This is a genomic window from Kribbella sp. NPDC051952 (genome assembly GCF_040680855.1).
Classification (GTDB): Bacteria; Actinomycetota; Actinomycetes; order Propionibacteriales; family Kribbellaceae; genus Kribbella.
The window spans coordinates 128,661-155,503 of the sequence record NZ_JBFAXQ010000001.1; the positions used below are offsets into that span (position 1 = coordinate 128,661).

General features: G+C 67.6%; 27 protein-coding genes. 14 read left to right on the forward strand and 13 right to left on the reverse strand.

Features of this window, described 5'->3' with window-relative positions:
- Positions 1-24: 24 nt before the first annotated feature.
- A complete protein-coding gene (locus tag AB0L70_RS00590; RefSeq protein WP_363678386.1) occupies positions 25-729 on the forward strand; it encodes an SDR family oxidoreductase in 705 nt (234 codons plus the stop codon).
- On the opposite strand, the gene AB0L70_RS00595 is transcribed toward AB0L70_RS00590, so the two are convergent.
- Positions 716-1,312, reverse strand: coding sequence for a DJ-1/PfpI family protein (locus tag AB0L70_RS00595; protein WP_363678388.1), 597 nt, complete (start codon positions 1,310-1,312; stop codon positions 716-718). The two genes, AB0L70_RS00590 and AB0L70_RS00595, sit on opposite strands and share 14 nt — an antisense overlap.
- 111 nt (positions 1,313-1,423) lie before the next feature.
- Between AB0L70_RS00595 and AB0L70_RS00600 the strand changes: the two genes are divergently transcribed.
- The gene (locus tag AB0L70_RS00600; RefSeq protein WP_363678390.1) at positions 1,424-3,433 is read left to right on the forward strand and encodes a sialate O-acetylesterase; all 2,010 of its coding nucleotides are present in this window, start codon (positions 1,424-1,426) and stop codon (positions 3,431-3,433) included.
- Here the strand turns inward: AB0L70_RS00600 and AB0L70_RS00605 are convergent.
- Entirely contained in the window at positions 3,426-3,746 is a 321-nt protein-coding gene (locus AB0L70_RS00605) for a DUF1330 domain-containing protein (protein ID WP_363678392.1), read from the reverse strand. The two genes, AB0L70_RS00600 and AB0L70_RS00605, sit on opposite strands and share 8 nt — an antisense overlap.
- Before the next feature lie 113 nt (positions 3,747-3,859).
- Between AB0L70_RS00605 and AB0L70_RS00610 the strand changes: the two genes are divergently transcribed.
- Positions 3,860-5,797 (forward strand): serine/threonine-protein kinase, encoded by a 1,938-nt coding sequence (locus AB0L70_RS00610; RefSeq protein WP_363678394.1) that lies wholly within the window; start codon positions 3,860-3,862, stop codon positions 5,795-5,797.
- 18 nt (positions 5,798-5,815) lie between these two features.
- Here AB0L70_RS00610 and AB0L70_RS00615 read toward each other — a convergent pair whose 3' ends face one another.
- Together AB0L70_RS00615 and AB0L70_RS00620 are read right to left on the reverse strand one after the other, a co-directional pair.
- Complete coding sequence (locus tag AB0L70_RS00615) at positions 5,816-7,096, reverse strand: adenylosuccinate synthase (protein WP_363678396.1); 1,281 nt, start codon at positions 7,094-7,096, stop codon at positions 5,816-5,818.
- Positions 7,097-7,397: 301 nt separating this feature from the next.
- A complete protein-coding gene (locus AB0L70_RS00620; RefSeq protein ID WP_363678398.1) occupies positions 7,398-7,883 on the reverse strand; it encodes a VOC family protein in 486 nt (161 codons plus the stop codon).
- 63 nt (positions 7,884-7,946) lie between these two features.
- Here AB0L70_RS00620 and AB0L70_RS00625 point away from each other — a divergent pair, with 63 nt between their 5' ends.
- Complete coding sequence (locus AB0L70_RS00625) at positions 7,947-8,759, forward strand: helix-turn-helix domain-containing protein (RefSeq protein WP_363678400.1); 813 nt, start codon at positions 7,947-7,949, stop codon at positions 8,757-8,759.
- Here AB0L70_RS00625 and AB0L70_RS00630 read toward each other — a convergent pair.
- From AB0L70_RS00630 to AB0L70_RS00640, 3 genes are all read right to left on the reverse strand, one after another.
- Positions 8,746-9,951, reverse strand: a complete 1,206-nt coding sequence (locus AB0L70_RS00630; protein ID WP_363678402.1) for an MFS transporter — start codon at positions 9,949-9,951, stop codon at positions 8,746-8,748. The two genes, AB0L70_RS00625 and AB0L70_RS00630, sit on opposite strands and share 14 nt — an antisense overlap.
- 152 nt (positions 9,952-10,103) lie before the next feature.
- On the reverse strand, positions 10,104-10,850 hold the full coding sequence (locus tag AB0L70_RS00635) for a 2-phosphosulfolactate phosphatase (protein ID WP_363678404.1): 747 nt from the start codon (positions 10,848-10,850) through the stop codon (positions 10,104-10,106).
- A gap of 43 nt (positions 10,851-10,893) precedes the next feature.
- Positions 10,894-11,301: a DUF3151 domain-containing protein gene (locus AB0L70_RS00640; protein WP_363678407.1), complete on the reverse strand. Its 408-nt coding sequence runs from the start codon at positions 11,299-11,301 to the stop codon at positions 10,894-10,896.
- A gap of 145 nt (positions 11,302-11,446) precedes the next feature.
- Here AB0L70_RS00640 and AB0L70_RS00645 point away from each other — a divergent pair, with 145 nt between their 5' ends.
- The 3 genes from AB0L70_RS00645 (at position 11,447) to AB0L70_RS00655 (ending at position 13,701) form a co-directional block, all read left to right on the forward strand.
- A complete protein-coding gene (locus AB0L70_RS00645; RefSeq protein ID WP_363678409.1) occupies positions 11,447-11,896 on the forward strand; it encodes an HNH endonuclease in 450 nt (149 codons plus the stop codon).
- A 12-nt stretch (positions 11,897-11,908) separates the two neighbouring features.
- Positions 11,909-12,658, forward strand: coding sequence for a GNAT family N-acetyltransferase (locus AB0L70_RS00650; RefSeq protein ID WP_363678411.1), 750 nt, complete (start codon positions 11,909-11,911; stop codon positions 12,656-12,658).
- A 68-nt stretch (positions 12,659-12,726) separates the two neighbouring features.
- Positions 12,727-13,701 (forward strand): type IV toxin-antitoxin system AbiEi family antitoxin domain-containing protein, encoded by a 975-nt coding sequence (locus AB0L70_RS00655; RefSeq protein ID WP_363678413.1) that lies wholly within the window; start codon positions 12,727-12,729, stop codon positions 13,699-13,701.
- Between the two features lie 61 nt (positions 13,702-13,762).
- Here AB0L70_RS00655 and fbaA read toward each other — a convergent pair whose 3' ends face one another.
- Positions 13,763-14,788, reverse strand: coding sequence for a class II fructose-bisphosphate aldolase (gene fbaA, locus AB0L70_RS00660; protein ID WP_363678415.1), 1,026 nt, complete (start codon positions 14,786-14,788; stop codon positions 13,763-13,765).
- A gap of 180 nt (positions 14,789-14,968) precedes the next feature.
- Positions 14,969-15,688 carry a GntR family transcriptional regulator gene (locus AB0L70_RS00665; RefSeq protein WP_131363764.1) on the reverse strand — a complete coding sequence of 240 codons (720 nt, stop codon included), beginning with the start codon at positions 15,686-15,688 and terminating at the stop codon, positions 14,969-14,971.
- 139 nt (positions 15,689-15,827) lie between these two features.
- Between AB0L70_RS00665 and AB0L70_RS00670 the strand changes: the two genes are divergently transcribed.
- From AB0L70_RS00670 to AB0L70_RS00685, 4 genes are all read left to right on the forward strand, one after another.
- The gene (locus AB0L70_RS00670; RefSeq protein ID WP_363678418.1) at positions 15,828-16,847 is read left to right on the forward strand and encodes an SIS domain-containing protein; all 1,020 of its coding nucleotides are present in this window, start codon (positions 15,828-15,830) and stop codon (positions 16,845-16,847) included.
- A 93-nt stretch (positions 16,848-16,940) separates the two neighbouring features.
- On the forward strand, positions 16,941-17,360 hold the full coding sequence (locus AB0L70_RS00675; protein WP_363678420.1) for a VOC family protein: 420 nt from the start codon (positions 16,941-16,943) through the stop codon (positions 17,358-17,360).
- An 82-nt stretch (positions 17,361-17,442) separates the two neighbouring features.
- The gene (locus AB0L70_RS00680) at positions 17,443-17,874 is read left to right on the forward strand and encodes a MerR family transcriptional regulator (protein WP_363678422.1); all 432 of its coding nucleotides are present in this window, start codon (positions 17,443-17,445) and stop codon (positions 17,872-17,874) included.
- 246 nt (positions 17,875-18,120) lie between these two features.
- A complete protein-coding gene (locus AB0L70_RS00685; protein ID WP_363678424.1) occupies positions 18,121-19,098 on the forward strand; it encodes an aldo/keto reductase in 978 nt (325 codons plus the stop codon).
- Between the two features lie 334 nt (positions 19,099-19,432).
- Here AB0L70_RS00685 and AB0L70_RS00690 read toward each other — a convergent pair whose 3' ends face one another.
- Positions 19,433-20,215, reverse strand: a complete 783-nt coding sequence (locus AB0L70_RS00690) for an IclR family transcriptional regulator C-terminal domain-containing protein (protein ID WP_363678426.1) — start codon at positions 20,213-20,215, stop codon at positions 19,433-19,435.
- 134 nt (positions 20,216-20,349) lie between these two features.
- On the opposite strand from AB0L70_RS00690, the gene AB0L70_RS00695 reads away from it, so the two are divergent.
- Genes AB0L70_RS00695 through AB0L70_RS00705 form a run of 3 tightly spaced genes read left to right on the forward strand, consistent with a single transcriptional unit; the run spans position 20,350 to position 24,184 of the window.
- Positions 20,350-21,540, forward strand: a complete 1,191-nt coding sequence (locus tag AB0L70_RS00695) for a maleylacetate reductase (RefSeq protein ID WP_363678428.1) — start codon at positions 20,350-20,352, stop codon at positions 21,538-21,540.
- Entirely contained in the window at positions 21,537-22,457 is a 921-nt protein-coding gene (locus AB0L70_RS00700) for an intradiol ring-cleavage dioxygenase (protein ID WP_363678430.1), read from the forward strand. The genes AB0L70_RS00695 and AB0L70_RS00700 overlap by 4 nt, the downstream gene beginning before the upstream one ends.
- Entirely contained in the window at positions 22,454-24,184 is a 1,731-nt protein-coding gene (locus AB0L70_RS00705) for an FAD-dependent monooxygenase (RefSeq protein ID WP_363678432.1), read from the forward strand. The genes AB0L70_RS00700 and AB0L70_RS00705 overlap by 4 nt, the downstream gene beginning before the upstream one ends.
- Positions 24,185-24,225: 41 nt before the next feature.
- Here AB0L70_RS00705 and AB0L70_RS00710 read toward each other — a convergent pair whose 3' ends face one another.
- The 3 genes from AB0L70_RS00710 to AB0L70_RS00720 form a co-directional block, all read right to left on the reverse strand.
- Complete coding sequence (locus AB0L70_RS00710; protein ID WP_363678434.1) at positions 24,226-24,414, reverse strand: hypothetical protein; 189 nt, start codon at positions 24,412-24,414, stop codon at positions 24,226-24,228.
- Positions 24,415-24,547: 133 nt separating this feature from the next.
- Complete coding sequence (locus AB0L70_RS00715; RefSeq protein ID WP_363678436.1) at positions 24,548-25,795, reverse strand: alpha-amylase family glycosyl hydrolase; 1,248 nt, start codon at positions 25,793-25,795, stop codon at positions 24,548-24,550.
- Positions 25,785-26,813, reverse strand: a complete 1,029-nt coding sequence (locus tag AB0L70_RS00720) for an FUSC family protein (protein WP_363678438.1) — start codon at positions 26,811-26,813, stop codon at positions 25,785-25,787. Before AB0L70_RS00720 ends, AB0L70_RS00715 begins: the two co-directional genes overlap by 11 nt.
- Positions 26,814-26,843 lie beyond the last annotated feature (30 nt).

Below are 26,843 nucleotides of genomic sequence, written 5' to 3' on the forward strand. Positions count from 1 at the left end.
CAGTTTCCTCCTTAGGAGTTTCACATGACCTCACTCGCAGGCGCAGTTGTCCTGGTCACCGGCGGACAGCGCGGGATCGGCCAGGCGTTCGTCAAGGATCTGCTCGATCGCGGCGCCGCCAAGGTCTACGCGACCGCCCGCGACCCGAAGCCGAGTTCCGACCCCCGCGTCGTCCCGCTGCCGCTGGAGATCACCGACCAGGCCTCGATCGACGCTCTGGCCACCGCAGCGCCGGACGTGACCGTGCTGATCAACAACGCCGGCGCCAGCTCACCGGACAACTACCTGAACGCTCCGGCCGAGGAGATCCGCGCGGTCTTCGACGCGAACTTCTTCGGTCCGCTCGAGGTGACCCGGGCCTTCGTGCCGATCATCGAGCGCAACGGCGGCGGCCACATCCTGAACGCCCACTCGGCCCTGTCCTGGGTCGCCCGCCACGGTGCGTACTCCGCGACCAAGGCCGCTTTCTGGCTGCAGACCAACGCGATCCGGCTCGAGCTGCTCGACCGCGGCATCGGCGTCACCGGCCTGCACATGGGGTACGTCGACACCGACATGACCACCGCGGTGACGGCTCCGAAGGTGCAGCCCGAGGACGTCGCCAAGCAGGCCCTCGACGGCATCGAGACGGGCGCCTACGAGGTGCTGGCCGACGACACCGCCCGCGGCGCCAAGGCCGCCCTCAGCGGTGACCTGACCGCGCTGTACCCGGAGCTCACCGCCCGCTGACGTGAACGTCGCGGTCACGGGTGTACTCCATCGTGGCCGCGATCCCGTCGGCCACTTCCAGGCCGTACTCGCGTTCGACGATGTACAAGGCCAGGTCGAGACCTGAGGTGATGCCGCCGGCGGTGATCAGCGTGCCGTCGTCGACGACGCGGTTGGTCTTCAGCTCGGCACCGAACGCTTCGAGCTCGGCCCAGGCGTTGCGATTGGTTGTGGCCGCGCGGCCCTTCACCAGCCCGGACTCGGCGAGCAGCATCGAGCCGGTGCAGACGGCGCCGATCCAACGCAGCGACGGGGCGAGCTCGGCGATCCGTGCGGTCATCACACCGCGCCGGGCCTCGGCCCAGGAGCCCCTCTCGGCCCGGTTCATCCAGCCGCCACCCGGGACGAAGAGTGCGTCCGGCGTACCGAGTCCTTCCGGGGCCTTGAACTGCAGGCCGTTCATCCCGGTCACCTCGACCGGACCGTCCAGACCGACCAGGGCGAGCTCGAGGTCGGTCCGCCGCGACGCGCTGCTCCACACCTCGAACGGACCCATCAGGTCCATCTCGTCCACACCGTCGAACACCAGCATCTCGATTCGCATGCGATCAACCCTCTCACCGCAAAGGTCCTGCCGTTGAGCGCATAACGCTCGTACCCGAGGTGAGGGATCGGCTACACCTGGTGGCGAGAGCCCGCCCCCAGGAGGTCCGTCATGCCTCGTCCTGTTCTCGTCCTCGCCACAGTCCTCTGCGCAGTTGCTGCCGGGACCGTGCCCACGAGTGCTTCCGCCGCAGCAGGGTGTGATGCGGCAGCGGCCGGTTTCACACCGGTCCTGCAGCTCGACCTGCCCCAGCAGGCCAACTACCTGAACACGACTCCGCCGTACAGCCTCGACCGGACCGCGGAGATCGGTACCAACTTCGACCGCGTCGGCTACTGCCTCGAGCTGAACGGCCCGAGCGGACCGCAGTGGGTGTGGACCGCGATGGAGCCGTTCAGTACCGACGCCCGCCGGATCGGACTGCCGACCCGGCCGGGCGAGCTGGTCCGCCAGCGCGTCGGTGATCTCGACGTGCGCTCCAACGTGCCCGGTGTGACCCAGGGCGCCAACCAGTCCGGCTATCTGGAGATGTGGCCGAACCAGTACGCGCAGACCGCCAGTGCGCAGGTGGCGAACGGATCGGCTTCGGCGTACGACGTCGACGACAGTCCGACCACGCCGCTCGGCTACGGCTCGTTCCAGGTCTCGCAGGTCGGGCCGACGCGGCCGTCCTCGGTGCCTGCCAAGCCGGTGTTCGCGATCAACACGTTCACGGAGGGCGGCGCCAATCCGCTGTCACTCGGCATCGGTACGAATCCCAGTGGTCAGCCGGACTGGACCTTCGCCGGCAATGCCGCCCAGTACACGCAACGCCGTCTGACCGCCTACGTCCGTACGTCGCTCGTCGCGCTGACCGAGTCACCACAGGACCGCCAACTGGTGCCCCGCGACGCCAAGGGTGGCGCGAACGTACCGGTAGCCGGGCGCGTCACCGATCCGCGGGTCAAGAGTGTCCAGCTCAAGGTGATCGGCAACGGCCGGACCGACACGTACACCTCGACGTCCAGCCAGTTCCGGTTCACACCGCGGATCACCGCCGGGCTGCACGAGTACACGTTCGAGCTACGTGCCCTTGGCCGGGTGGTGGCCCGTCGCGAGGGCATCGTCTCCGGTGACGTGTACGTCGTACAGGGCCAGTCCAATGCGGAAGCGTCGATGTACAACGGGGCGGCCAGTGGCGAGGAATCGCCGTACCTGCGGAGTTTTGGCAGTCCTGTGGCCGACGGGTCGATCTCCGGCGCGGACCATGTCTGGAACTACGCGACCGGCGATGTCTCGCGGGAGTCGGGCTCGATCGGGCAGTGGGCGATCCGGATGGGCCGGCAGATCGTCAACAAGTACAAGGTCCCCGTGGCGCTGTTCAACGGCGCGCACGGCGGCCAGCCGATCAGCTTCTTCCAGCGCAACGACGCGAACCCGAACGACCTCAACACCAACTACGGCAGGCTCCGGCAGCGTCTGGTCGCCGCAGGTGTGATCAGCCACCTCCGCGGAGTCCTTTGGTACCAAGGCGAATCCGACAACGACAACGCCGCCGTACACGTCAGTGGATTCACCTCACTGCTGCAGGACTGGCGCTCAGACTTCGGTACGCCGAGGTACTACGTCTACCAAGTCCGTACGTCGCCCTGCGGCAACACGACCGCTATGAACCTCCGCGAGGCCCAGCGCGCGATGGGCGACACCCTGGGCGTCACAGTGCTGTCGACGACCGGACTGTCCGGCCACGACGGCTGCCACTACGCGTACGCCGGCGGTTATCGCGACATGGGCGACCACACCTTCGCCGTACTCGCTCGCGACCTGTACGGCGGTCCCGCTGCCGGGGTGGCTCCGCCGAACCCGCGCACTGTGACCGCAAGCGGTTCGCAGCTGACTGTGCAGCTGCGGTCCAACGACCCACTCACCGTCGGCGCCGGGGTGGCGGCCGACTTCCGGGTCGACGGTGCCGCGGTCACAGTGACGTCCGTGGCCTACCAACCGGGCAAGCTCGTACTGACGCTGTCCGGGCCGCCAACCGGAGCCACAACCCTCACCTACCAAGGCCATCTGGGCTCAGGCCCCTGGATCACCAACGCCATCGGCACCGGCCTGCTCGCCTTCACCACACCGATCACGTGAGCACATCAGTCGCCTTGTGAGTGCGGTCGACTCCCTCGACGAAGATCACCACACCGTCGGAGTTCTCGGTGCGCAGCGGGAGGATCTTGCGGTAGTTCTCGGACTCGTACCAGCTGTACAGGCTGGTGCGGTCCGGGAACTCGATCACGATCGGAGCGCCCTCCCACTCACCCTCGATGGACTCCGGCTGGGCGCCGTGCACGATGAAGTGCCCGTCGTACGGCGCCAGCGTCTCGTCGATGCGCTCCAGGTACTCGACGATGTCCGCACCCATCCGGACGTTGCGCAGGTAGGCAATCGCGTAGTGCTTCATCTGTTTGTCCTCTCGGTTTCGATGCCCTCAGCTTCGAGCACGGGGAGAATTCAGACGATTACCTCTGAGGTCATCACGGTCGCTTGGTCTGCTGCCGACGTACCGTAGATGGCATGTCAGTCTCAGGGGGACCGCCTTCCACCGGCGTCGAGGAGGTGGAGGAGCGGGTCGGGCCGTACCGGTTGATCCGGCGGCTCGGTCAGGGCGGCATGGGTGTCGTCTACCTGGCCGAGGGATCGGAGCACCAGGAGGTCGCGCTCAAGGTTCTGCGTCCGCACATCGCGCACGACCCGACCGCACGGGCTCGGTTGCAGCGTGAAGCGACCACCTTGCAGAAGGTGAACCACCCTGGCGTCGCCGGCATCCTCGACCACGACCTGACCGGCGACCAGCCGTACCTGGTGACACGGTTCGTCCCGGGCCGGCCGCTGGACGAGCAGGTGGACGAACGCGGGCCGCTGACCCCGCGCAAGTGGTTGCCGCTGGCCGGCTGCCTGGCCGAGTCACTGCAGGCGATCCACCTGGCCGGGGTGATCCACCGCGACCTCAAGCCGGGCAACGTGATGATGTTCAACGGCAAGCCGGTGATGATCGACTTCGGCATCGCCCAGGCCGCTGACGACCTCCGACTCACCCAGACGGGCCTCGTGATCGGTACGCCGGGCTATCTTGCGCCAGAGCTGATCGAGGGCGAGACGGTGTCCGAGTCCGCGGACTGGTGGGGCTGGGCGGCCACTGTGTCGTTCGCCGCCACCGGACGCCGGCCGTTCGGCAAGGGACCCTTCGAAGCGGTGCTGCACCGGGTGCACACCGGTCAGGCCGACCTGGACGGTCTGGACCCGCGGCTGAAGTCCCTGCTCGCAGCGGCACTCTCACCCGCCAAGGGCGACCGTCCGACCCAGGACGAGATCATGACCGGCCTCAGCCGGTACGCCGAGGGTCGCGACGCCCTGCCGCCCCGCGAGACGCCTACGGTGGCGGCCGTACCGCCGACGAAGCTGGTCACCAAGGTCATGCCGACCGAGGAGCCCAGCGACCCCACGCCCACGCAGGTGGGTCAGCTGGTGCCACAGGTGATTCCGCCGCTGTCGGCCTTCTCACCGCTGCGCGACAAGCTTCGCGACGCGGCTGCGGCCAAGAAGGCGGCTGCGGCCGCTGCGGCTGCCACTCCGGTGCACCCCGCGCTCTACAGTCCGGCACCGAACGCCGCCGCGCCGGCCGCGATGCCGTTGCCGTATCAGTCTGGTCCAGTCGAGCCCTACCCCTACCAGGGCACCCCTGCTCCCTACCCGTATCAGCAGCACGGCCGGCCTGGCCAACACGTGCAACCTAGTGGGCAGCCTGGTCAGCACGGGCAGCCTGGGCAGCAGGTGCAACCGGCGAAGCCTGCGAAGGAGCCGCCGACCGGTCGCCGGACCGCGGTCATCATCGGTCTGATGATCGCCTTGACCGGTCTGGTCGCACTCTCCCCCGGACTAGGCGCTGCCATCGCGATCATCCTGCTGGTGATCGCCCGGACCGCTGACCGCACCAGCACAGCGCTGATGCGTCGCCGCCAGGTCCGTGGCCGGTCCGGTCGCTCAGACAGTCTGGTAGCCGTGGCCTCCAGCCCTCTGCAGCTTGCGACCGCCGCCTTGGTGACGCTGCCCTGTCTGATCCTGCCGCTCACCATGGCCGTGGTCATCGGCGGCATCGTGACCGGCGTGGCAGCGACGGCGTACGGCCTGGACTGGGAGCCACTGTCCGCGGTCGGCTTCGGCACCGCGACACTCACCGCACTCTTCACGGCCTGGTGGGGTCCAGGCGGCAGTTCACTTCGCCGCGGCGCTCACATCGCCGCCCGCAACGCGTTCCGCCCACAGTGGCTGTCCGCGACGCTGGCCGTCGTCCTGCTGGCCATCGGCGCCTTCACGTTCTACCAAGCGACGCAGGGCGCAGGCGCCGCATGGGCTCGCAACCCGATCGAGACCCCCAACATCGAGCGTCCGACGCTGGGCGACCTGCGGCAGGCCCCGTTCATCCGGGACCTCCCCATCATCGGTATCAACTGACGGGGAGGCCGGATCGGGTCAGAGCTGGACGATCTGGCTGCGCTCGGGGCCTACACCGATGGCCGAGATACGTGCGCCGCTGAGGGACTCGACAGCGCGTACGTAGGCCTGCGCCTCCTTCGGGAGGTCTTCGAAGTTACGGCAGCCGGTGATGTCGTCGGACCAGCCGTCGAACTCCTCGTAGACCGGGACCGAGTGGTGGAAGTCGGTCTGGGTCATCGGCATCTCGTCATGCCGTACGCCGTTGACGTCGTACGCGACGCAGACCGGGATCTTCTCGCGCCCGGTCAGGGTGTCGAGCTTCGTGAGGACGAAGTCGGAGACACCGTTCACGCGAGCGGCGTACCGGGCGATGACCGAGTCGTACCAACCACAGCGACGTGGCCGGCCGGTCGTCGTACCGAACTCGAAGCCCTGCTGCCGCAGCCACTCGCCGTCCGCGTCCAGGAGCTCGGTCGGGAACGGGCCTTCGCCGACGCGGGTGGTGTACGCCTTGACGACCGCCATCACGCGGTCGATCCGCGTCGGCGGGATGCCGGAGCCCGTGCATGCACCGGCTGAGATCGCGTTCGACGAGGTGACGAACGGATACGTGCCGTGGTCGACGTCCAGCAAGGTGGCCTGACCGGCCTCCATCAGCACGGTCTTGCCCTCGTCCAGCGCCTTGTTCAGCAGCAGGCTGGTGTCGGCCACGAGCGGCTTGAGGCGGTCGGCGTATTGGAGCAGCTCGTCCAGCACCTCGGAGATCTCCACCGCGCGCCGGTTGTACACCTTCACCAGGAGCTGGTTCTTCTGCTCCAGTGCGCCGGTGACCTTCTGCTCGAGGATCTTCTCGTCGTACAGGTCCTGCACCCGGATGCCGACCCGGTTCATCTTGTCGGCGTACGTCGGTCCGATGCCACGGCCGGTCGTCCCGATCTTGCGGCTGCCGAGGAACCGCTCGGCCACCTTGTCGAGGGTCCGGTTGTACGGCGGGATCAGGTGCGCGTTCGCGCTGACCAGGAGCCGCGAGGTGTCCACCCCGCGGGCGTCGAGGGCGTCGAGCTCCTCGAACAGCACACTCAGGTCGACGACGACCCCGTTGCCGATCACGGGGGTGACCCCCGGGGTCAGGATGCCGCTCGGGAGCAGGTGCAGCGCGTACTTCTCGGAGCCGATCACGACCGTGTGGCCGGCGTTGTTGCCGCCGTTGAACTTCACCACGTAGTCGATGACCTCGCCCGTGTTGCCGAGCAGATCGGTCGCTTTGCCTTTGCCCTCATCGCCCCACTGGGCGCCGACGAGCACGATTGCGGGCATCTCAGCCCTCCTCATCACGCGCCGGCACAGACGGCCTCACACCCCGTGGCGGCCGACGCTGGAAACGGTGAAGCCCGGAGACGTTCACCGGACATTCATCCGGCAACGCATCCAGGCTCTTGCGACCAAAGCCTACCGGACCTGCGGGCCGATGTTTCGGGCCTGTCCACAACGCCGAAACGATCATTTCAAGTGTCTGACGGGTTGCCATCCAGCGTGATCACGTGCACACTCTTAGTCAGCGGCCCGCCGAAACTGCCGCAGGGGACGGTTCCGGCGGGCCGCTGACCTATGTAATGGTCTACTCCAGACCCTCGGGGTTGGACGCGAGCCATTCCTTCACCCGGCGGTCCGCTTCCTCGCGCGAAACGTCCTCGACCTTGGTCAGAATCGCCCAGCGGTGGCCGAACGGATCGATGACCGTGCCGAACCGGTCACCGGTCATGAACGTCTGCACCTCTTCGACCGGCTTCGCCCCGGCCGCGACCGCCTTCGCGTACGTCGCGTCCACGTCCGGCACGTAATGCACCAGCGAGGAGTGCACCCATTCGCCGTTCGGCGCGCGCAGCCCGATCTGCGGCATCTGGTCGCTGAGCTGCAGCATCGAGTTGCCGAACTTCAGCTCCGCCTGCCCGACCCGCCCGTCCGGCATGTCCTGCCGGGTGATCACCTCCGCCCCGAACACCGACTGGTAGAACTCGATCGCCTTCGCGCCGTCGGGTACGGCGAGATACGGGGTCAGCGAGTGATAACCGTCGGGGATGGGGTCTACCGTGTTCGTCGTCATGACTCTTAGTCAACGCGCTGACCGCCATACCGGTCTTGTAAGAAAGCGACAGCCTCGGTGAGCATGCCGTCCGACAGCGAGAAGGGCATCCTGCACCCGCGGGAACAGGCCCGGCATCGCTCGCTGAGCCGGCTCGCTCCGGGGCCTGAGATCGGCCGCTTCGTGGAGTGGTACTGGATCGTCGAGTGGGACCTCGACGAGCCGTACACGGCCGAGGTGCTGCCGTTCCCCTCGGTCAACGTGACGTTCGAGCAGCCGGGCGGGGCGTTCGTGAACGGGGTCTGCACCCGCAAGTTCGAACGTGAGCTGGTCGGCCGCGGTCGAGCCTTCGGCGTGAAGTTCTGGGCCGGCGGGTTCGGTGCGGTGACCGGGCTGGACGTCGCGTCCTTCCGTGACGAGGTGCTGCCCCTGATCGCGGTCTTCCCGGACGCCGACCGGCTGGCGGACCTGGTGTTCGCCGAGGAGTCCGACGTACGGCGTCGTGCGGTGTTCGAGGCGTTCCTGCGTGACCACCTCGCGCCGCCGGATCCGTCGTACGAACTGGTCCGGGAGATCGTGACGGCGATGGCCGCCGACCACTCGGTGGCCCGGGTGGACCAGATCACCGAGCGGTTCGACATCCCGATCCGGACCCTGCAACGACTGTTCCGCCGCTACGTCGGCGTCGGCCCGAAGTGGGTCCTCCGGCGTTACCGGCTGCACGACGGTGCCGAACTCCTGGCCCAAGGCGAAGTTGCCGAGCTGGCGGAGCTCTCCGCGTCCCTCGGCTACTTCGACCAGGCTCACTTCTCCAAAGAGTTCAAACAGCAGATCGGCCTGACCCCGGCCGAATACGCAGCCAGAGCAGCCGCCGAACGCCAGATCACCTATCACTGACCTTCACGACCACAGCCATCGCAGTCGCGACGAGTGTGGCCAGTAGGGCTACAGCAAAGCCGTACTGGGCTGGGTGTGCGTCGACGATCCGGCCCGCGACGGCTGCACCCAGGGCGATGCCGGCGGCTGCACCTGAGTTCAGCCAGGTGAAGGCTTGAGTGAGTACGACGGATTCCACGGACGACTCGGCCAGCACCGCCGAGAGCGTCTGGAACGGCGCGATCGCCAAGCCAGGCAGGGCTAACGCAAGACCGGCTGTGAGTGCGCTGTTGGCAGCGAGCAGTGGAAGGCAGGTCAAGGTAAGACCCGCCAGCACGATCACCAGCTGAGTCGGCGCCGGTGTCCGCCAACGCCTTGCACCGTAGACGATTCCGGCAACGAGACCGACCGCACTGGTGATGCTGTACAGCGGTCCTGCCAGACCCGGCGTACCCCTCGCGACCGCGAAGGCAGTGACCGACACCTGCATGCTGCCGAAGAACAGTCCGATGCCTATGTTCGTGCCGATCAGACCCACGAAACGCTTGTGCAGCAGGCGACTCGAGCTCTTGTGCTGACCACGCTCGGCCGGCGGAGGCGCCGTACTGCGTTGTGCTGCCACCAGGAAGCCGCCTGCCAGCAGGAGGCTCGTGGCGAGCACAGACCCGGCCACCGGACTGCCTAGCGCACTGACTACGCCGATGAGGGCTGGACCGACCATGAAGGCGATTCCAGTGCTCAAGGACTCCAGTGCGAACGCTGAGGACAGCAGTGATGTGCCGCGCAGTGCATGCGACCAGCGAGCACCAGTCTGCGCGCCCAACTGTGGGAGCGATCCGCCCGCCAGAACCCCTGCTCCGATGAGGGCCGGTAGGGATGCGTCGCTGACTGTCAGGCTGATCAGCGTCGCTATGGCCAGAGCGTGGGCCAGGAGGGTGATGGGCAGCATCCGGGTCTGACCGAAACGGTCGATGAGCCGGGCCACTTGTGGACCGGCCATGGCTTCGGCGACTGCGAATCCACCGGTCACGCTGCCGGCTGCGGCGTACGAGCCAGTGGATCCGTGGACCAGCCAGACGATGCCGAGGCCGGTCATGGCGATACCGATCCGAGCCGGTGCCGCTGCTAGGTAGAACTTCCACGCCCCGGGCGTACGCAGGACCTCTGCGTAGGTGTTGATGGGCGTGCTGATCCGTCCGGTGAGTACCGGCACGGTGATACCTTCCGCTGCCCGAAGGGGCGGGGACCCGACCGTGGGCGTCCTGCTTCACCGGTCTGCCTGATCCGCCTACAACCGTCCATGTTCGGCAGGAAGCGGGGACGCGCGCCGCCTACCGGCTCTGTCAACGGGCAGAAACTCGCGCTTCAGGTTGACGCGCTCAGCTTACCGTCTTTCAGCACCGGCACGGAGGAGCTGCTGTCGAGCTCCGCCGCGATCGCCACGTCCTGCGCGAAGCCGTACTGGGTGAGTTCGCGGCCGCCGGCACAGTCGTGCAGCATCGCCGGGAGCTGTGGCTGGGCATCCCGGTAGGCCGCTGCCGCCGCGCGTGCTTCCGGCGAGAGGCTGTCTGATTGCAGCGCGCTGAGGAATCCACCGGCGCCCCAGAGATCCTCGACTGCTGGCCTGAGGGAGCCGTCCTTCCAACGCTCACCCGCTGCGATCGCGACGACCTTCAGGTCAGGGTCTGCGGCTAGTCGTGTGTTGACCCAGTCCGCGGCGGCTTGCCGGTTACGCAGGGATACCGCGATGACGGTGGCACCGCTGTCGCTCAGTTGCTGGGAGATGGTCGAGCCGTTGGGTGACGGGAGTACCAACCGCTCGACGCCTTGGGCCTGCCGGATGGTCGCCGGGGACAGGCTGATGTCGCCCGGGCCGGCCTCGGAGCGGCCGACCGCGAGGGTTGCGTCGTACTGCTTGGCGTAGGCAACGGCCGTCTCGTCGCGCCAGCGGTACGGGTACACATCGATGCCGAGGTCAACGGCTACCGTCACCGCGGTGGTGAAGGAGAGGACGTCGACGACGGCCACGATCGAACCGGGCACGGCGGCAGCACCCGTCGGACCCCAGTCGAATCCGACGCGGAAGCCGTCCTGCGCATAGGGGCTGGTCATTCGACGGATCCTTCCGTGCCGGGACCAGCCCCGCAACGAGGATTCAGCTCAGTGCGTCCGCCGCGGTCGGCGACGAGTCACGCAGGAACGTGGTGCAGCGCTCGGCCTCGTCCTTCTCATCGATCGCCGCGGCGGCCTTGCCGAGCACGGCCAGGCAGCGCAGGAAGCCGCGGTTCGGCTCGTGCTCCCACGGAACCGGGCCGTGACCCTTCCAGCCGTTGCGCCGGAGCAGGTCCAGGCCGCGGTGGTAACCGGTCCGGGCGTACGCGTAGGCCTCGATCGTCCGGCCGTCGGCCAGGGCGGCCTCGGCCAGCTCGGCCCAAGCCAGCGACGACGTGGGGAACTTGGCGGCGACGTCCACCGCAGCTGCCCCGGCGGCGAGTTCCGCCGCGGCCGGGTCGACTGGGAGTAGTGTCTCGGGTGGACCAGACAGCAGATTGTTCAATTCCATAGGCACATCTTCGCCGATCACGCAGCCGTACCGGCACGTGACCGTCTGACGAAATCCGTTGACCGTTCACCGACCGGCCACGGATGCTTGAGACCCTGCGTCAAGACCGCCGTGGTTCCCAGCTACGGCCGGAAGGAGGCACCGGATGAGCGTCATAGTCCTGAACGCGTCATACGAGCCGCTGCACACCGTCTCGATCCAGCACGCCATCCGGATGCTGGTCCGAGAGGTCGCAGTGGTGGAAGAGGCGCACGGAGAGCGGACGATCGGCCCTTTTCCGGTCCCACGGGTGCTGCGCCTGGTCCGGTACGTCGTCACCCATTGGCGCTACGCCGCCGGCCGGATGAAGTACAGCAAGCACGGTGTGCTCCGGCGGGACAGGTTCCGGTGTGCCTACTGCGGTCTCGAGAACGCCGACACCATGGACCATGTCCAACCCAGATCCAGGGGCGGCCGCACCGAGTGGCTGAATGCCGTGGCCGCCCACGCCTCCTGCAATGAGCGCAAAGGCAACCGCACTCCCGCAGAGGCCAACATGCCGCTCCTCTGGCAACCCTGGGTTCCAACTCGCGCCGAGCTCGTCATAACCACATGACGAGCTTTTTTGATGCCCCGACGTCCTGACGACCACCCCGTCGAAATCACCACCGTCGCCGCCCGCCCGGACCTCGCCGGCGCGGACGTCGACGCCGGCCCCTGGCCTGAGTTCATGCGCCACAACCGGGTGTCCGAGGCCTACTTCTGGCAGACCCTCGAGACCTTCCCGACAACCTGTCTGGTGGCGACCACCGCCGACGGCAAGGTCGTCGGCGACGCCCACGCCGTACAGCTGTCGGCCCGTCCGGAGCTGCCGACGGGTGGCTGGGAGCAGGCGGTTGTCTGGGCCTTCGCGGACGCCCGACGAGGGATCAAGCCAGACGTGGCCTGTGCACTCAACATCAGCGTCGCCCGGGACTTCCAAGGACAGGGCCTGGCAGGACGGCTTCTGGCTGCTCTGCGGGATGCCGCTGCGGACCTGGGGTTCGACTGTCTGGACGCTCCTGTGCGACCGACGTCGAAGCACGTCGAGCCACAGACGCCGATGACTGCCTACGCCCACCGGGTCCGCGAGGACGGGCTTCCGTTTGATCCCTGGCTCCGGACACATGTCAGAGCCGGCGGGGAACTCGCCGGCGTTGCGCCTGCCTCTTGGGTGATCGTGGGCTCGCTGGCGGAGTGGCGCCGCTGGACCGGACTGCCCTTCGATCGGAGCGGTTCGGTCGAGGTGCCCGGGGCGTTGGTTCCGGTGCGGTGCGATGTCGAGGGGGATTGCGCAACCTACGTCGAACCGAACGTCTGGGTTCGGCATCGGTTGTGATCCCCAGGTTCTCCACAGGTTGGAAATTGTTGGTCGAAGCGGGGGTCGATCGCGGCAGGTTCTAGGGCATGAATCCTCAACTGTCCGTGATGGCCTCGATCAGGGGTGGCGTGTTCACCCGTGCCGACGCGCGAGCCTGTGGCTACCCCGATCCGTACATCGATTCCCTGCTGGACACCGGCGGCTGGCGCCGGATCCGGCCCGGCACGTACGCCGAACGTCGTTCCCTGATCCTGATCACCGACGAAGTCCTCCACCTCCGGAAGGTGACTCGCGTCCTCCGCTCCGGCGGATCCAACGTCTACGCGAGCCACCAGTCGGCCGCGGCCCTGCACGCCCTACCGCTCTGGGGCCTCGACCTGTCGCGCGTCCATGTCACCGCACCTACCGGCCGACCGGGCTGCGTCGGCGGCGTGCACCGCCACATCCGCGATCCAGTCGGCCCGGGCATCCAGCTCTGGAACAAGCTGCGGATGGTCTCCCCCGCCCGCGCCGTCGCCGAGGTCGCCGCGACCGCACCCACCACCCCGGCCGTCGTCCTCGCCGACGCCGCCCTGTACGCCGGACTCGTCACCAGGCGCTCGTTGAAACGAGCGGCCCACGACCATGGCAACGAGCGTGCCGTCGAAGTCGTGGCCCAGGCCTGCACGGACTCGGGGTCGGTGGCCGAATCACGCCTCCGCTACATCCTCGCCGAAGCCGGCTTCCCACCCCCGTCTCCAGCACCGGTGCCAGACCTCAACGCACCTGCCCATGACCAGCCGGATACGACCTCACTGTGGTTCCCGGAAGAACGCACGGTGGTCGAGTTCGAGCCGCGTTTCCCCTTCTGGTGCGACGAATTCGAGCCTGACGAAGACGAGCCACCCGCACCCGTCCCACTCCCCGACCCGGCCGCGCCGCTACCCGTCGAGCATTGCTGGATCCCCTGGGCCGACCTAAATGACCCACCCGCGGTCATCGACCGCGTCCGTACCACCTTCACGCGGGCATCCCGCCGTACCGGCGTCCGCCAGTTCGACCTCGCCCGTGCCCGCATATGAGCGAGAGGCCCACCGCAGGTAGCGGTGAGCCCCTCGAAAGACCCCTTAGGAGGATCCGATGTCAGGCGTTCAGCGACGTGCCCGTGGAGCGGAGGCTCTCGCAGGCTTCGCCGACGCGGGCGGCCATGCCGGTCTCGGCGGCCTTGCCCCAGGCGCGCGGGTCGTAGGCCCTCTTGTTGCCGACCTCACCGTCGACCTTCAGCACACCGTCGTAGTTGGAGAACATGTGCGCCGCCGCCGGCCGGGTGAACGCGTACTGCGTGTCGGTGTCGACGTTCATCTTGATCACACCGTGGTCGACCGCGGCGCGGATCTCCTCCAGCGTCGAGCCGGAACCACCGTGGAAGACGAGGTCGAACGGGCGCTCCTTGCCGAGCTTGGCGCCGACCTGGTCCTGGATCTCCTTCAGGATCTCCGGCCGCAGCTTGACCGAGCCCGGCTTGTAGACGCCGTGCACGTTGCCGAAGGTCAGCGCGGTGATGTAGCGGCCGTTCTCACCGGTGCCGAGGGCCTCGACCGTGGCCAGGCCGTCCTCGACGGTGGTGTAGAGCTTGTCGTTGATCTCGTTGGCGACACCGTCCTCCTCGCCGCCGACGACACCGACCTCGATCTCCAGCACGATCTTGGCCGCGGCCGTCTTGGCCAGCAGGTCCTTGGCGATCTCCAGGTTCTCCGTCAGCGGCACCGCCGAGCCGTCCCACATGTGCGACTGGAACAGCGGGTTCTCGCCCCGGGCGACGCGCTCGGCCGAGATCTCCAGCAGCGGCCGGACGAAGCCGTCCAGCTTGTCCTTCGGGCAGTGGTCGGTGTGCAGCGCGATGTTCACCGGGTAGTTCTTGGCGACCTCGTGCGCGTACGCCGCCAGCGCGACCGAACCGGTCACCATGTTCTTCACGGTCGACCCGGACAGGTACTCCGCACCGCCGGTGGAGACCTGGACGATGCCGTCCGAGCCCGCTTCGGCGAAACCGCGGATCGCGGCGATCAGCGTCTGCGAGGAGCTGACGTTGATGGCCGGGTAGGCGAAGCGGTTCTGCTTGGCCTTGTCCAGCATCTCGGCGTAGACCTCAGGGGTGGCAATAGGCATGTCTCGCGGTACTCCTCACAACACAGTTCATGGGGGTTGAGCTCCAGTATGGCCACCGGCTACTTCGTCGGATCCGGCGGCCCGCCTGCCGGACCGGCCCTGTGGCCGGGGAGCAAGTGGCAGGGTTTCAGACCAGTTGATGAACAGGACAGATCCAGTTCATTGCGGTCTGGTGTCGGCTCAGGCCGACCCGGTTCTCGGGCCGCGGGGCGTCAGAGCCATGTGCAGCCGGTACCGATCGGCCCGGTAGGCCGACCAGGACAGCTCGACGACCTTGCGGCCGGCGAAGGTGGTGCGCTCGAGGACCAGCAGGGGTGCCCGCCTGGCCACGCCGAGCACCCGGGCGACATGACCGTCGGCGTTGTCCGCCCGGACGGTCTGCTCACCGGAGGTGACGACGACGTCGTACTCGCTGGCAAAGACGTCGTACAGAGTGCCGAGCTCGCGGCCGAGCAGGCCGGGGAAGAGCGCGGACGGGTAGTAGCCGACCTCGTAGGCCATCGGCGAGGCGTCCGCGGTGCGGAGCCGCTCGACCCGGATCACCTTGGTGCCTTTCGCGACCCGCAGGCCCTTCGCGGTCTCGTCGGAGGCCTCGATCTCGGTGGCCGACAGCACCACCGTGCCGGGCTCCAGGCCACGGGCCCGCATCTCCCGGGAGAACGAGGTGAGGTGCAGCTGGGAGTCGACCTGGGGGCCGGTGACGAAGGTGCCCTTGCCGTGCACGCGCTCCAGCGCGCCGGACTCGACCAGGTCGCTGATCGCCTGCCGGACGGTGACCCGGGAGACGTTCAGCTTGTCCACCAGGGCACGTTCGGACGGGATCGGGTCACCCGGGTGCAGCTCGACGTCGATCAGTCGTTCCAGCACCGATCGGACCTGGGCCCGCTTGGTCGCCACCATCGAATCTCGATCCTCCAGACCTGGGCGGGACTCGGGGGTGCCCCGGGACGCCGCTCACTGCTATCGTGCGCAGCATACCTGTTAAGACCAGATAGGACCAGTGATCGTAGTGGTGTCTGTCCCCGCGCACGAAACCCAGATGGCGCGCGAGATCGCCGAGCAGCCGGCCGCCCTCGCGGCCACGTTCGAGCAAGTTCTGCCGCTACGGCACGACATCACGCGGTTGGCCGCGGGTCGCCGGAACGTGATCTTCGTGGCCCGGGGATCCTCCGACAACGCAGGCGTCTACGGCCGCTACCTGACCGAGATCCACGCGGGCCGGCAGGCATCCCTGGCCGCCCCGTCGGTGGCGACCTTGTACGGCGCCAACCTCGACCTGTCGAACTCGTTGGTCGTCGCGGTCAGCCAGTCCGGTGCGACCCAGGAGATCGTCGACACGGCCGAGTGGGCCAAGCGCAACGGCGCCGCGGTCGTCGGCATCACGAACGACGGCAACAGCCCGCTGGCATCGACAGCCGACGTCGCCCTGATCACGCAGGCGGGCAAGGAACTCGCCGTACCGGCGACCAAGACGTACACCACCCAGCTCGCCGCGATCACCGTCGCGGTCGATGCGCTGGCTCAGCGTCCTGGGACGCTCGACGCGGACATCGCCCGGGTCCCGGACGCGGCGTCCAAGATGCTCGACGGGTCGGTCGAGGCCGCTGCGGACCTGCTGGCCGGTGCACACGATGTGCTCGCGAGTGGTCGCGGGCTCACGTTCGGGACGACGCTCGAGGTTGCTCTCAAGCTGGAGGAGACCTGCCTGCAGCCGGTCCGCGGTCTGTCGTACGCCGACCTGAAGCACGGGCCGATCGCGGTCGTCGACTCGGACCTGGTGACGATCCTGGTCGCAGCCGCCGACGGTCCTGCCCTGCCTGGCATGACCGAGCTGGCCGGCCTGGTCCGCGAGAAGGGCAGCAAGATCCTGGGCATCGGCGGCGACCCGACCTTCGCCTCCCGTTGCGACGTCGACCTCCCCGGTCCCGACCTCCCGGAGACCCTCGCTCCGCTCGCCCTCGTCATCCCGGCCCAGCGAGCCATCGAGTCCCTCGCCCGCAAACTCGGCCTGGACCCCGACGCTCCCCGAGGCCTCCGCAAGGTCACCCAAACCGACTGACAACTTCCCGATCAAAGTGCTCATTCGGTGAGCACTTTGACTGGAAAGGTGGTGGTCATCAACCGGGGAACACCGAGGAGAAGGACCACCACCATGATGCGAGGATTCGCCACTGTCAGCTTCTACGCCGCCGATGTGAAGGCCGCCCGGGAGTGGTACTCGAAGCTGCTCGGGATCGAGGCGTACTACGCGGTCCCGAGTGTCGAGGAGCCGGCCTACGTCGAGTTCCGGTTCGGCGATTTCCAGTGCGAACTGGGGATCATCGACGCGAAGTACGCGCCGCACCCGGTGGACAACGGTCCGGCCGGCGCGATCGTCTCCTGGCACGTCGACGACCTCGAGGGTCAGCTCGAGCGCCTGGTCGAGCTCGGCGCCACGGTCCTAGAGGGCATCGTCGAGCGCGGGAACAACACCGGCTTCCGGACCGCGTCGGTCGTCGACCCGTTCGGCAACATCATCGGCATCATGAACAACCCCCACTACCTGCAGATCCTCACCGACCTGAAGGCCTGACCAGCCGGGTTCGGTCGGGACGGTGGGGTGTTTTCGGAATGGCCTTGACTTGGAGTGCACTCCAGCAGGAAGTCTGGTGGGCGTGAACGATGAACCGGACGTGGAAACCTGTGGCATCGACGAGCTTGTCCCGGACGGCGACGGCCCGTTGCCGATCAGCCGGGTCGCGGAGCTGACCGGGCTGTCACCCGACACGCTCCGTTGGTACGAGCGAGTGGGTCTCCTGGAAGAGGTGACCCGCGACAGTGCCGGGCGGCGGCAGTACGTGCCGAGAGATCTGCGGCGACTGACGCTGCTGATGCGCCTGCGCGCGACCGGCATGCCGGTCAGCGAGATGCAGCACTATGCCCAGCTCGCGAAGGCGGGCGATCCCACAGAGCCGGAACGCAAACAACTACTGGAGGAGCACCGCAACCGGGTGCTGAGCCACATCGCCGATCTCCACCGCGATCTCGAGATCATCAACCGCAAGATCGCGAGCTACCGCGGTTCCCAGCGATCAGTCCCGGCGTAACGCCTCGCACCAAGTGGCGCACTCGGATCACGCAGCACCTCGCATCAAATGGCGCCTGGGGCCACGTGGCGCCTCGGACACGTAGTGGCTCGCATCAGTTGGCGCCCTCGGATCACGTAGTGCCTCGCATCAAGTGGCGCCACGGACCATGTGGGACCTCGCAATGCGTAGCACTCGGACCACGTGAGGACTCGGAGCAAGTGGCATCTCGGATTGCGTAGTGACTTCAAGGTAAGGGAGTAATTGATGCTGTACAGAACTATCGGTGGCCGGCGGACCGTCAGCGGGCTGTGCCTGGGGACGATGAACTTCGGTACGTCGACCGACCCGGACACGGCCGCCACCATCCTCGACCGTTTCGTCGAAGCCGGCGGGACCTTCATCGACACCTCCAACAACTACGGGCAATGGGGCAAGGAGGCCGGCCTGAGCGAAGAGGTGATCGGGCAATGGCTGCGATCGCGAGGCACCCGGGATCAGGTCGTCATCGCCACGAAGTGCGGCGCCCGGACGACCAAGCCGGGCGACCCGGGCGACGCCCATTGGGAGGGGCTCAGTGCGGCGGTCGTCGAGACCGCCGCCAAGGAGAGTCTTGGCCGGCTGGGCATCGACCGTATCGATCTCTTCTACGCGCACATCGACAACCGGGCTACGCCGCTCGAGGAAACAGTCGGCGCGTTCGGACGGCTCGCTGCCGAAGGTGTGGTCGATGTGATCGGCTGCAGCAACACCACTAGCTGGCGGGTGGAACAAGCGCGCCGGCTGGCACAGGACCAGGGCGTCGAGCAGTACTCGGTGCTTCAGCAGCGCTACACCTACCTCTGGCCGAGCCCGTTGCCGTTGACCGGTGTCGACCGCCTCGGCACTCCGCATTTCTCACACGCGGGGATCGAGCACTTCGACTACCTGAGCGAACACCGGGACATGACATTGGTTGCCTATAGCCCCCTTCTGGCCGGCGCGTACAGTCGTCCTGAACGGCCACTCCCGGCGGTCAGCGGCTATGCGCATCCCAGTGCATCCATGCGTTTCGAGGTACTTCGCCAGGTAGCACAAGAGCTCGGCGCCACCACGAACCAGGTCGTCCTGGCCTGGATGCTGCACCAGGACCCAGTCGTCATCCCGTTGTTCGGCGCCTCGTCCGTCGCGCAGCTCGACGAGGCCCTCGGCGCCCTCGAGATCGACCTGGACACCGACCTCCTGGAACGACTCAACAACGCCTAACAAGGACAACGCGCCGCGGACGCTGTCCGGTCACGGGATGCCGACGGATCCGGGTAGGACGCACGCTCGCGAGCACTCCAGAGCTCACGAGCCCTGGGGCATAGCCGACCTGCTCGCGAGCACTCCGAGGCTTGCGAGCACTCCGGGGCTCGCGAGCGCCGGGGGCCACAGCTGACCTGCCGTACTTCGCGGGATGCCGACGGATACGGGTACGACGTGTGCTCGCCAGCGCTCCAGGGCTTGCGAGCGCCGGGGCACAGCCGAGTTGTAGTGCTTCGCGGGGCGCTGGTGGGCTGGAGTTGGTTGTGCGGTTTACGACGGCGGATCGCGGTTGTTATAGGTGGCCGCGGTGGGTTAGGGCTGTGGTGATCTGATCAGCTGCAGCTTGGAGATGCGGCAGGACCTCGGCGCGCAGTGACGCGGGCGTCGAGCGAGACGCGTGAGCCGAGACGTTGAGGGCGGCGATCGTGCGCCCGCGGGAGTTCCGGATCGGCGCTGCGATTGAGCGGAGACCCAGTTCCAACTCCTGGTCGACCAACGCGAACCCGTCCACGCGGGCCCGGCTCACCGTCTCGCGCAGCTTGTCCGGAGCCGTGACCGTGCGGGCGGTGAGCGACTCGGCCTGAAGAGTCGCGAGGTACGACGTGAGTTCGTCGTCGGTGAGGTCCGCGAGCAGGACCCGGCCCATCGACGTCGGGTACGCCGGAAGCCGGGCGCCGACCCCGAGTGCCACTGTCATGATCCGGCTGGTCGGCACGCGAGCGACGTACACGATGTCGGGAAGGTCGAGGGTTGCGATCGAGCAGGACTCGCGCGTTTTGGCGCTGAGCTCCTCCATGAACGGACCGGCGAGTTCGCCGAGGTCGAGCGAGGACAAGTACGCCCAGCCGAGCGCGAGGACGCGCGGGGTCAGCGAGAAGCGGCGGGTGTCGCTGCGGACGTACCCGAGCTCCTCCAGCGTGAGCAGGATCCGGCGCGCTGTCGCTGGAGTAATCCCGACGGAGCGCGCGACCTCGCTCAAGGTCAGCGACGGTGCGTCGGCCGAGAATGCCCGGATCACCGCGAGCCCGCGCTCCAGCCCTTGCAGAAACGTCCCTGTAGACGCCTCACCCGCCATCGGCTAGCCTACTTTTCGTTGAAAGAAGAACTATTCGCTCAGCGAAATCCTAGCGGAGCAGCCCATGCCAGGTCCAGTTCCCCGTGCGTGCCTGATGACTGTCGCGCGCCGACGCGGGCCGCGGGAGGTACCAGATGCCTGAGTCGGAGTTCGTGCACACGTTTCTGCCCGGGCGGGTGGTGTTCGGGGCGGGGTCGCTGGATCGCGTGGCGGCCGAGGTCGAGCTGCTCGGCGTACGGCGGGTGCTGCTGATCGCGACCAACTCCGCCCGGGACGCGGCCGATGTGGTCGAGGTCGAGTTGGGCGACCGCTTCGCCGGGCGGATCGACGGCGTCGCGCAACACGTCCCGACGAAGGTCGCGGAGGACGCGCGGGCAAAGGCCCGCGAGATCGGCGCCGACGGGATAGTCGCGATCGGTGGCGGATCCGCCATCGGCCTGGCAAAGGCAGTAGCCCTGACAAACGCCCTCCCCGAGCAAGCAGCAAGCAACCCGCAGGCGGAAGCAGCAGGCGGGCTGCGAGCAGAAGCGGCAGGCAGCCTGCGGGCGGAAGCGGCAGGCGGGGTGCCGGAGGGAGCGGCCGGTGGGGTGCCGATCGTGGCGGTGCCGACGACGTACGCGGGGTCCGAGATGACGCCGGTTTGGGGTGAGACGTCCGGTGGGAGCAAGACCACCGGCACAGATCTGAACGTGCTGCCGAAGGTCGTCATCTACGACCCGGTGCTCAGCCAGCACCTGCCGCTGAAGGTGACAGCGGCGAGCGTCGCCAACGCGATCGCGCACTGCGTAGAAGCAGTCTGGACACCGAAGGCCGACCCCATCACCGAAACCACCGCAGTGGAAGGCCTACGCGCGCTATCGACGGGACTCACCAAGGTCCTCGAGAGCCCAACAGATCTAGATGCCCGAAGCAACCTCTTGTACGGCGCCTGCCTCGCCGGATCCGCCCTCGCAACAGCCGGCACCGGACTCCACCACAAGCTCTGCCACCTCCTCGGCGGCACCTACAACCTCCCGCACGCCGAGACCCACGCCGCAGTACTCCCCCAGGTGGCCCGCCTCAACGCCCCCGCCGTACCAAAAGCCAAAGCCCGCTTGGAAGACGCGCTGCAAACCGACGACCTGGCCACCGGCCTCTACGACCTGTTCACCACAGCTGGCGTCCCGACGAGCCTCCACACCCTAGGGCTGAGCGAGGAGCAGGCGAGGGAAGCGGCCCACGCCTTCCAGCCGACAGCGAACCCGATCCCCGTGACCGAAGAACTGGTGCAGGAGATTCTCACCCGCGCCTGGGCCGGCACCCGACCCGACAGCCTGGAGCTATGAGGAGCGACCGGATGGACCTGCAAGGCGACGCCCTGACCGACGCGGTCGTGGCGAGCTTCGACGGCAGCAAGGACGAGCGGACGAAGACGGTCATGAGCGCCCTGGTGCGTCATCTGCACGCGTTCGCGCGGGAGGTGAACCTGACCGAGGCGGAGTACTTCACCGGGATCGACTTCCTCACCCGTACCGGCCAGATCTCGACCGAGACCCGCCAGGAGTTCGTGCTGCTGGCCGACGTACTCGGGCTGTCGATGCTCACCGTCGGACTCGGCAACCCCAGTACATCGGGTGCCACCGAGTCGACCGTGTTCGGGCCGTTCTTCGTCGAAGGTTCACCCGGAGTCGAGCTGGGCGCAGACATCGCGAACGGCGCCCCCGGACAGCCGTGCCTGGTCAGCGGGCGGGTACTGACCACGAAGGGCGAGCCGATCGCCGGAGCGCTGGTCGAGACCTGGCAGGCCGACGAGGACGGGTTCTACGACGTCCAGAAGGAAACCGACGGCCCCCAGAACCGGGCCCATCTGACAACTGATGCTGACGGCAACTATTCGTTCTGGGCGGTGAAGCCGGTCGCCTACCCGATCCCGGACGACGGCCCGGTCGGCGAGCTCCTCCGCGCCGGTGGCCGCGGTCCGATGCGTCCGGCTCACATCCACTTCATGGTCACGGCTCCCGGGTACGCGCGCCTCATCACCCACGTCTTCGCTCAAGGCGACCAGTACCTGGAGAGCGACGCGGTCTTCGGCGTCAAAGACTCGCTGATCGCCGAGTTCACCGAACACCCGGCCGGCACCACAGCACCGGACGGCAGCACAGCACCGGACGGCAGCACAGCGCCGGATGGCAAGACCCCCGACAAGCCCTACTACTCCGTCAGCTACGACCTGGTGCTGGCCAGCGAGGAGACGCAGCAGTGATCACCACAGACGTGCTCATCGTCGGCAGCGGCCCGGCCGGCGGTGCCGCCTCCCTCTTCCTGTCCACGTACGGCGTCGACAACGTCGTACTGTCCCGCTACGGGTGGACCGCGAACACGCCCCGCGCGCACATCACCAACCAGCGCACGATCGAACTGATGCGGGACATGGGTATCGAGGACCAGGTGGTCGACAAGGGCACCGCGCATCACCTGATGGGCGAGACCGCGTTCTGCACCAGCCTGGCGGGCGAGGAGATCGGCCGCATCCGTACGTGGGGTACGCATCCGCGCCGGCTGGCCGACTACACCGAGGCCAGCCCGACCCTCCCCTGCGATCTGCCGCAGACCCTGTTCGAGCCGATCCTCGTCAGTACGGCGGCCAGCCGGGGCGCGCGACTCCGGTTCAACACGGAGTACCTCTCCCTGGAGCAGGACGAGGACGGCGTCACCGCCACGGTCCGGGACCGACTCAGCGGAGAGACCTTCCAGATCCGCGCGAAGTACCTGATCGGCGCCGACGGCGGCCGCAGCAAGGTGGCGCAAGACATCGGGTTGCCGATGGCGGGCGCGATGGACATCGAAGGCTCGATGAACATCGTCTTCGAAGCCGACCTGAGCCGGTACGTCGCCCATCGCCCGAGCGTCCTGTACTGGGTCCTCCAGCCCGGCGCGCAGATCGGCGGGATCGGCGCCGGCCTGATCCGGATGGTCCGTCCGTGGAACGAGTGGCTCATCGTCTGGGGCTACGACATCAGCCAGCCGGCGCCGGTGGTCGACGAGGCGATGGCGACCGAGATCGTGCACAACCTGGTCGGCGACGACACGATCGACGTGAAGCTGAAGGGTACGTCGGTCTGGAGCGTCAACCACATGTACGCCGAACAGGCCTCGAAGGGCCGTGTGTTCTGTATGGGCGACGCGATCCACCGGCATCCGCCGAGCAACGGCCTTGGCTCGAACACGTCGATCCAGGACGCGTACAACCTGGCCTGGAAGCTGGCGCTGGTACTCAAGGGCCAGGCGGCGCCCGAACTGCTTCAGACCTACGACGAGGAACGGACGCCGATCGCGAAGCAGATCGTGGACCGGGCGAATCTGAGCCGGACCCAGTTCGGCCAGATCTTCCGGGCGCTCGGGATGACACCTGACGCCCCCGCCGGGCGGACGATCGAGTCGCGTAAGGACGACACCCCGGAGGGTGCCGCCCAGCGCGAGGAGCTACGGACCGCGATCGAGCTGAAGGACTACGAGTTCAACGCCCACGGCGTGGAGCTCGGTCAGCGCTACCGCTCAGCGGCCGTCGTCCCGGACGGCACAGCCGCACCCTCCTACGATCGCGACGAGGAGCTGTTCTACCACCCGACGACCTGGCCGGGGGCCCGGATCCCGCACTGCTGGCTGACGCGCGGATCGGAGACGGTCAGCACGCTCGATGTTGTCGGGAAGGGACGGTTCACGCTGCTCACCGGGATCGGTGGCGAGGCGTGGGTCAAGGGAGCACAGTCCGTGTCCGAGCAGCTCGGCGTACCGATCGAGGCGTTCGTGATCGGCCCCGGCCACGAGCTCGAGGACCTGTACGGCGACTGGTCCCGGGTGCGCGAGATCCCGGACGGCGGCTGCCTGCTGGTCCGGCCGGATCAGCACATCGCGTTTCGGGCCTTCGCGCAGCCCGCCGACCCGACCGAGTCCCTCCGCCAGGCTCTCAGCACGTTGCTAGGCCGCTGAGAGCATGACCGTGCCCGCCCGCTGAGAGTGAGCGGGCACGGTCAAGCAGCGGAGGATTGCCGGTCCTCGCGGAGGATCTGATCGAGAATCGCCGAGATCTCGGCGGTCTCCGCGTCCAGCAACGTGATCAGGGCGACCCGGGACACCTCGGTCCGCGCCTCCAGGGCGGCGGCGCTCAAGGCACGCACGGTCCCTAACTCGTGAATCAGTTCGTCCCACAGCGCGTTCATCAACAACCCCCATGATTCCGTCACAAACCCGTACGACGTACTTGATGCACATCGAGCCCCCCGAGTTGGGGCTGACTTTGATCGAGAAGCCTCACTTCTGTCGTACGGGACAACGCGGCACCCGGCCCCGGGGTTACGGACGCGTCAGGAATCTCCAGCTGTGCGCCGGCACGAGCAGCGGGTCACCGACCGGCTCGCCGTCCTCCGGTTGCGCACCGACCGTCAGCCCGCTCGAGTCCACCGGGAAGCGCTCAGCCTGGTCCGAGATGTTGAGCAGCAGCAGTACAACGCCCTCGTCGCCGACCGTCCGTAGGGCGACCAACTGGTTGGTCAGGTGCTCGACCGTCGTCCGGCCCCGGGTCAGCCACGCGTTACGCCGCCGTACGCCGATCAACCGTTGATGCAACCGGTAGGTCGGCCAGCCGTCCGGTGACAGCTCGGCGGGCGCAGCCGGGAAGGCAGGCCGGATCGCGTCGTCCCCACCGATCCGGTCCTCCTTCAGGCCGCGGAACGCCTGCTCGTCGCCGTAGTAGATGCTCGGTACGCCGCCAACCGCGAACAGGATCGCGAGCGCGTGACCGAGGTGCCGCTCGTCCGCCAGCTGGGTCGCGATCCGGGTCACGTCGTGATTGCCGACGAACGTCTGCGGCACGAACGTGTCGAGCAGCTCGTCGTGCCGCCCGAGGGCGTAGGCGAGCTCGAAGAAGTTGCCGTCGTTGAGCGAACTCCAGATCGCCTTCCAGAGCTCGTACTGCGTGACCGAGTCGAGGCCGCTACCGGCGACGTACCCGGCGTAGTCGCCGTGGATGACCTCGCCGAAGAACCAGGCGTCGGGATAACGCTCGCGTGGAAGGACCGCCCGCCAGAACTCGGCCGGTACGGCGTACGCCGCATCGAGCCGCCACCCGTCGACACCGCGATCGAGCCAGTGGCTCAACACATCGGAAACGTACTGCGACACTTCGGGCCGGCTGTGGTCCAGCGCGACGAGCTGCTCATGCCCCTCGAAGGTGTCGAGCGTGCCGTCCGGGCGATGGCGGAACCAGTCGGCCGGACCGTTGAAGGACCGCGCGACATGGTTGAAGACGCCGTCGAGAGCGACCCGGAGACCGCGAGCGTGGGCTTGCGCCACGAGCCGGTCGAAGTCCGCGTCGTCACCCAGGCGCGGGTCGATCCGGAAATGGTCGATGGTGTCGTAGCCGTGCGTCTCGGAAGCGAAGACCGGGCCGAGTAGGAGCCCTGAGCAACCAAGCTCGATCGCGTAGTCGAGCCAGTTCTCCAACTGGGACAGGCGATGGACGACCGGCGTACGTGCATCCTTCTCCGCGCCGACGAAACCGAGGGGATAGACTTGCCACCAGATTGCGTGGTCAGCCCACATGAATTCTCCTTACAACACTGGGAATCAAGGCGATCGAGCAACCGAAGACGGTGTCGATCAGACGGTAGCCGACGGTGGACAGTGCGGGCGTGCGGCCGAGGTCGAGCAGGAGGACGAGGAGTGGCGTCATCACCGTTGCGTAGGCGGCGTAGTTGCGCACCTTGAGCAACGGTCGCGCTCCTGCCAGCAGAGCCACGATTGCGACGATCACCCAGGACGGGGGTACCCACAGGATCACCGCGGCGCCGATCAGTACGCCGATGCAAGTTCCGAGGCATCTTTGTGTTGCTCGTAGCAACGATCCGCCACCGCGCCGGAGAACGATCACTACCGCGACGGCGATCCAGTACGCCTTGTCCTGATGCCAGAGCACCCCGATCACCTCGGCCAGCGCCAAGCATGGCAGGAGTTGCGCCGGGTACCGCCATCCGTCTGCCCGGCGCAGGTTGCGCAGCCAGCGGCGCCGCAACGCCTCGTACGACGGTCCTGCCGCGCGACTCTGAGCCGACAAGAACGGCAAAGCGACCACGACAGCCCAGGCGGCGCCGATCGCGAACCACAGCGCGACTTCCGCCGGATCAGCCGCCGCGCCGACGCCGGTAGCAATCACCAGGAACGTGACGAACCGCGTCGTCACGTCAGCCGTCCATCGACTGAACCCACCAACCACACCAGCAACCGCGGCCAGCACCACCACCCCGATCGCGGTGACCCACCCACGCCCGCCCAACCAAGCCCCCGCGAACGCGGCCGCCGTCACGACCATCCCCACAACACCAAGCCGAACCGCCCTCCCACCAAAAGAGGAGAAGTGGCGCCAACCACCAGCCGACAACCCACTGGGGAGGGCGGTTGCCATGGCGCCTAGGGCGGCGTAGGAGGCGTGGACGAGGTGGCCGGAGAGGACGCCGTACGCGACCGGGGGTGCCATGGCGAGGGCGGCGGTGATGATCGCCGCGCGACCGACGGGTGGGTCGGGCGACCAGCGCAGGATGTCTCGCGGCGCCAGGACTGTCATAGTAAGCTTAGCTTAGCATTCACGAGCACG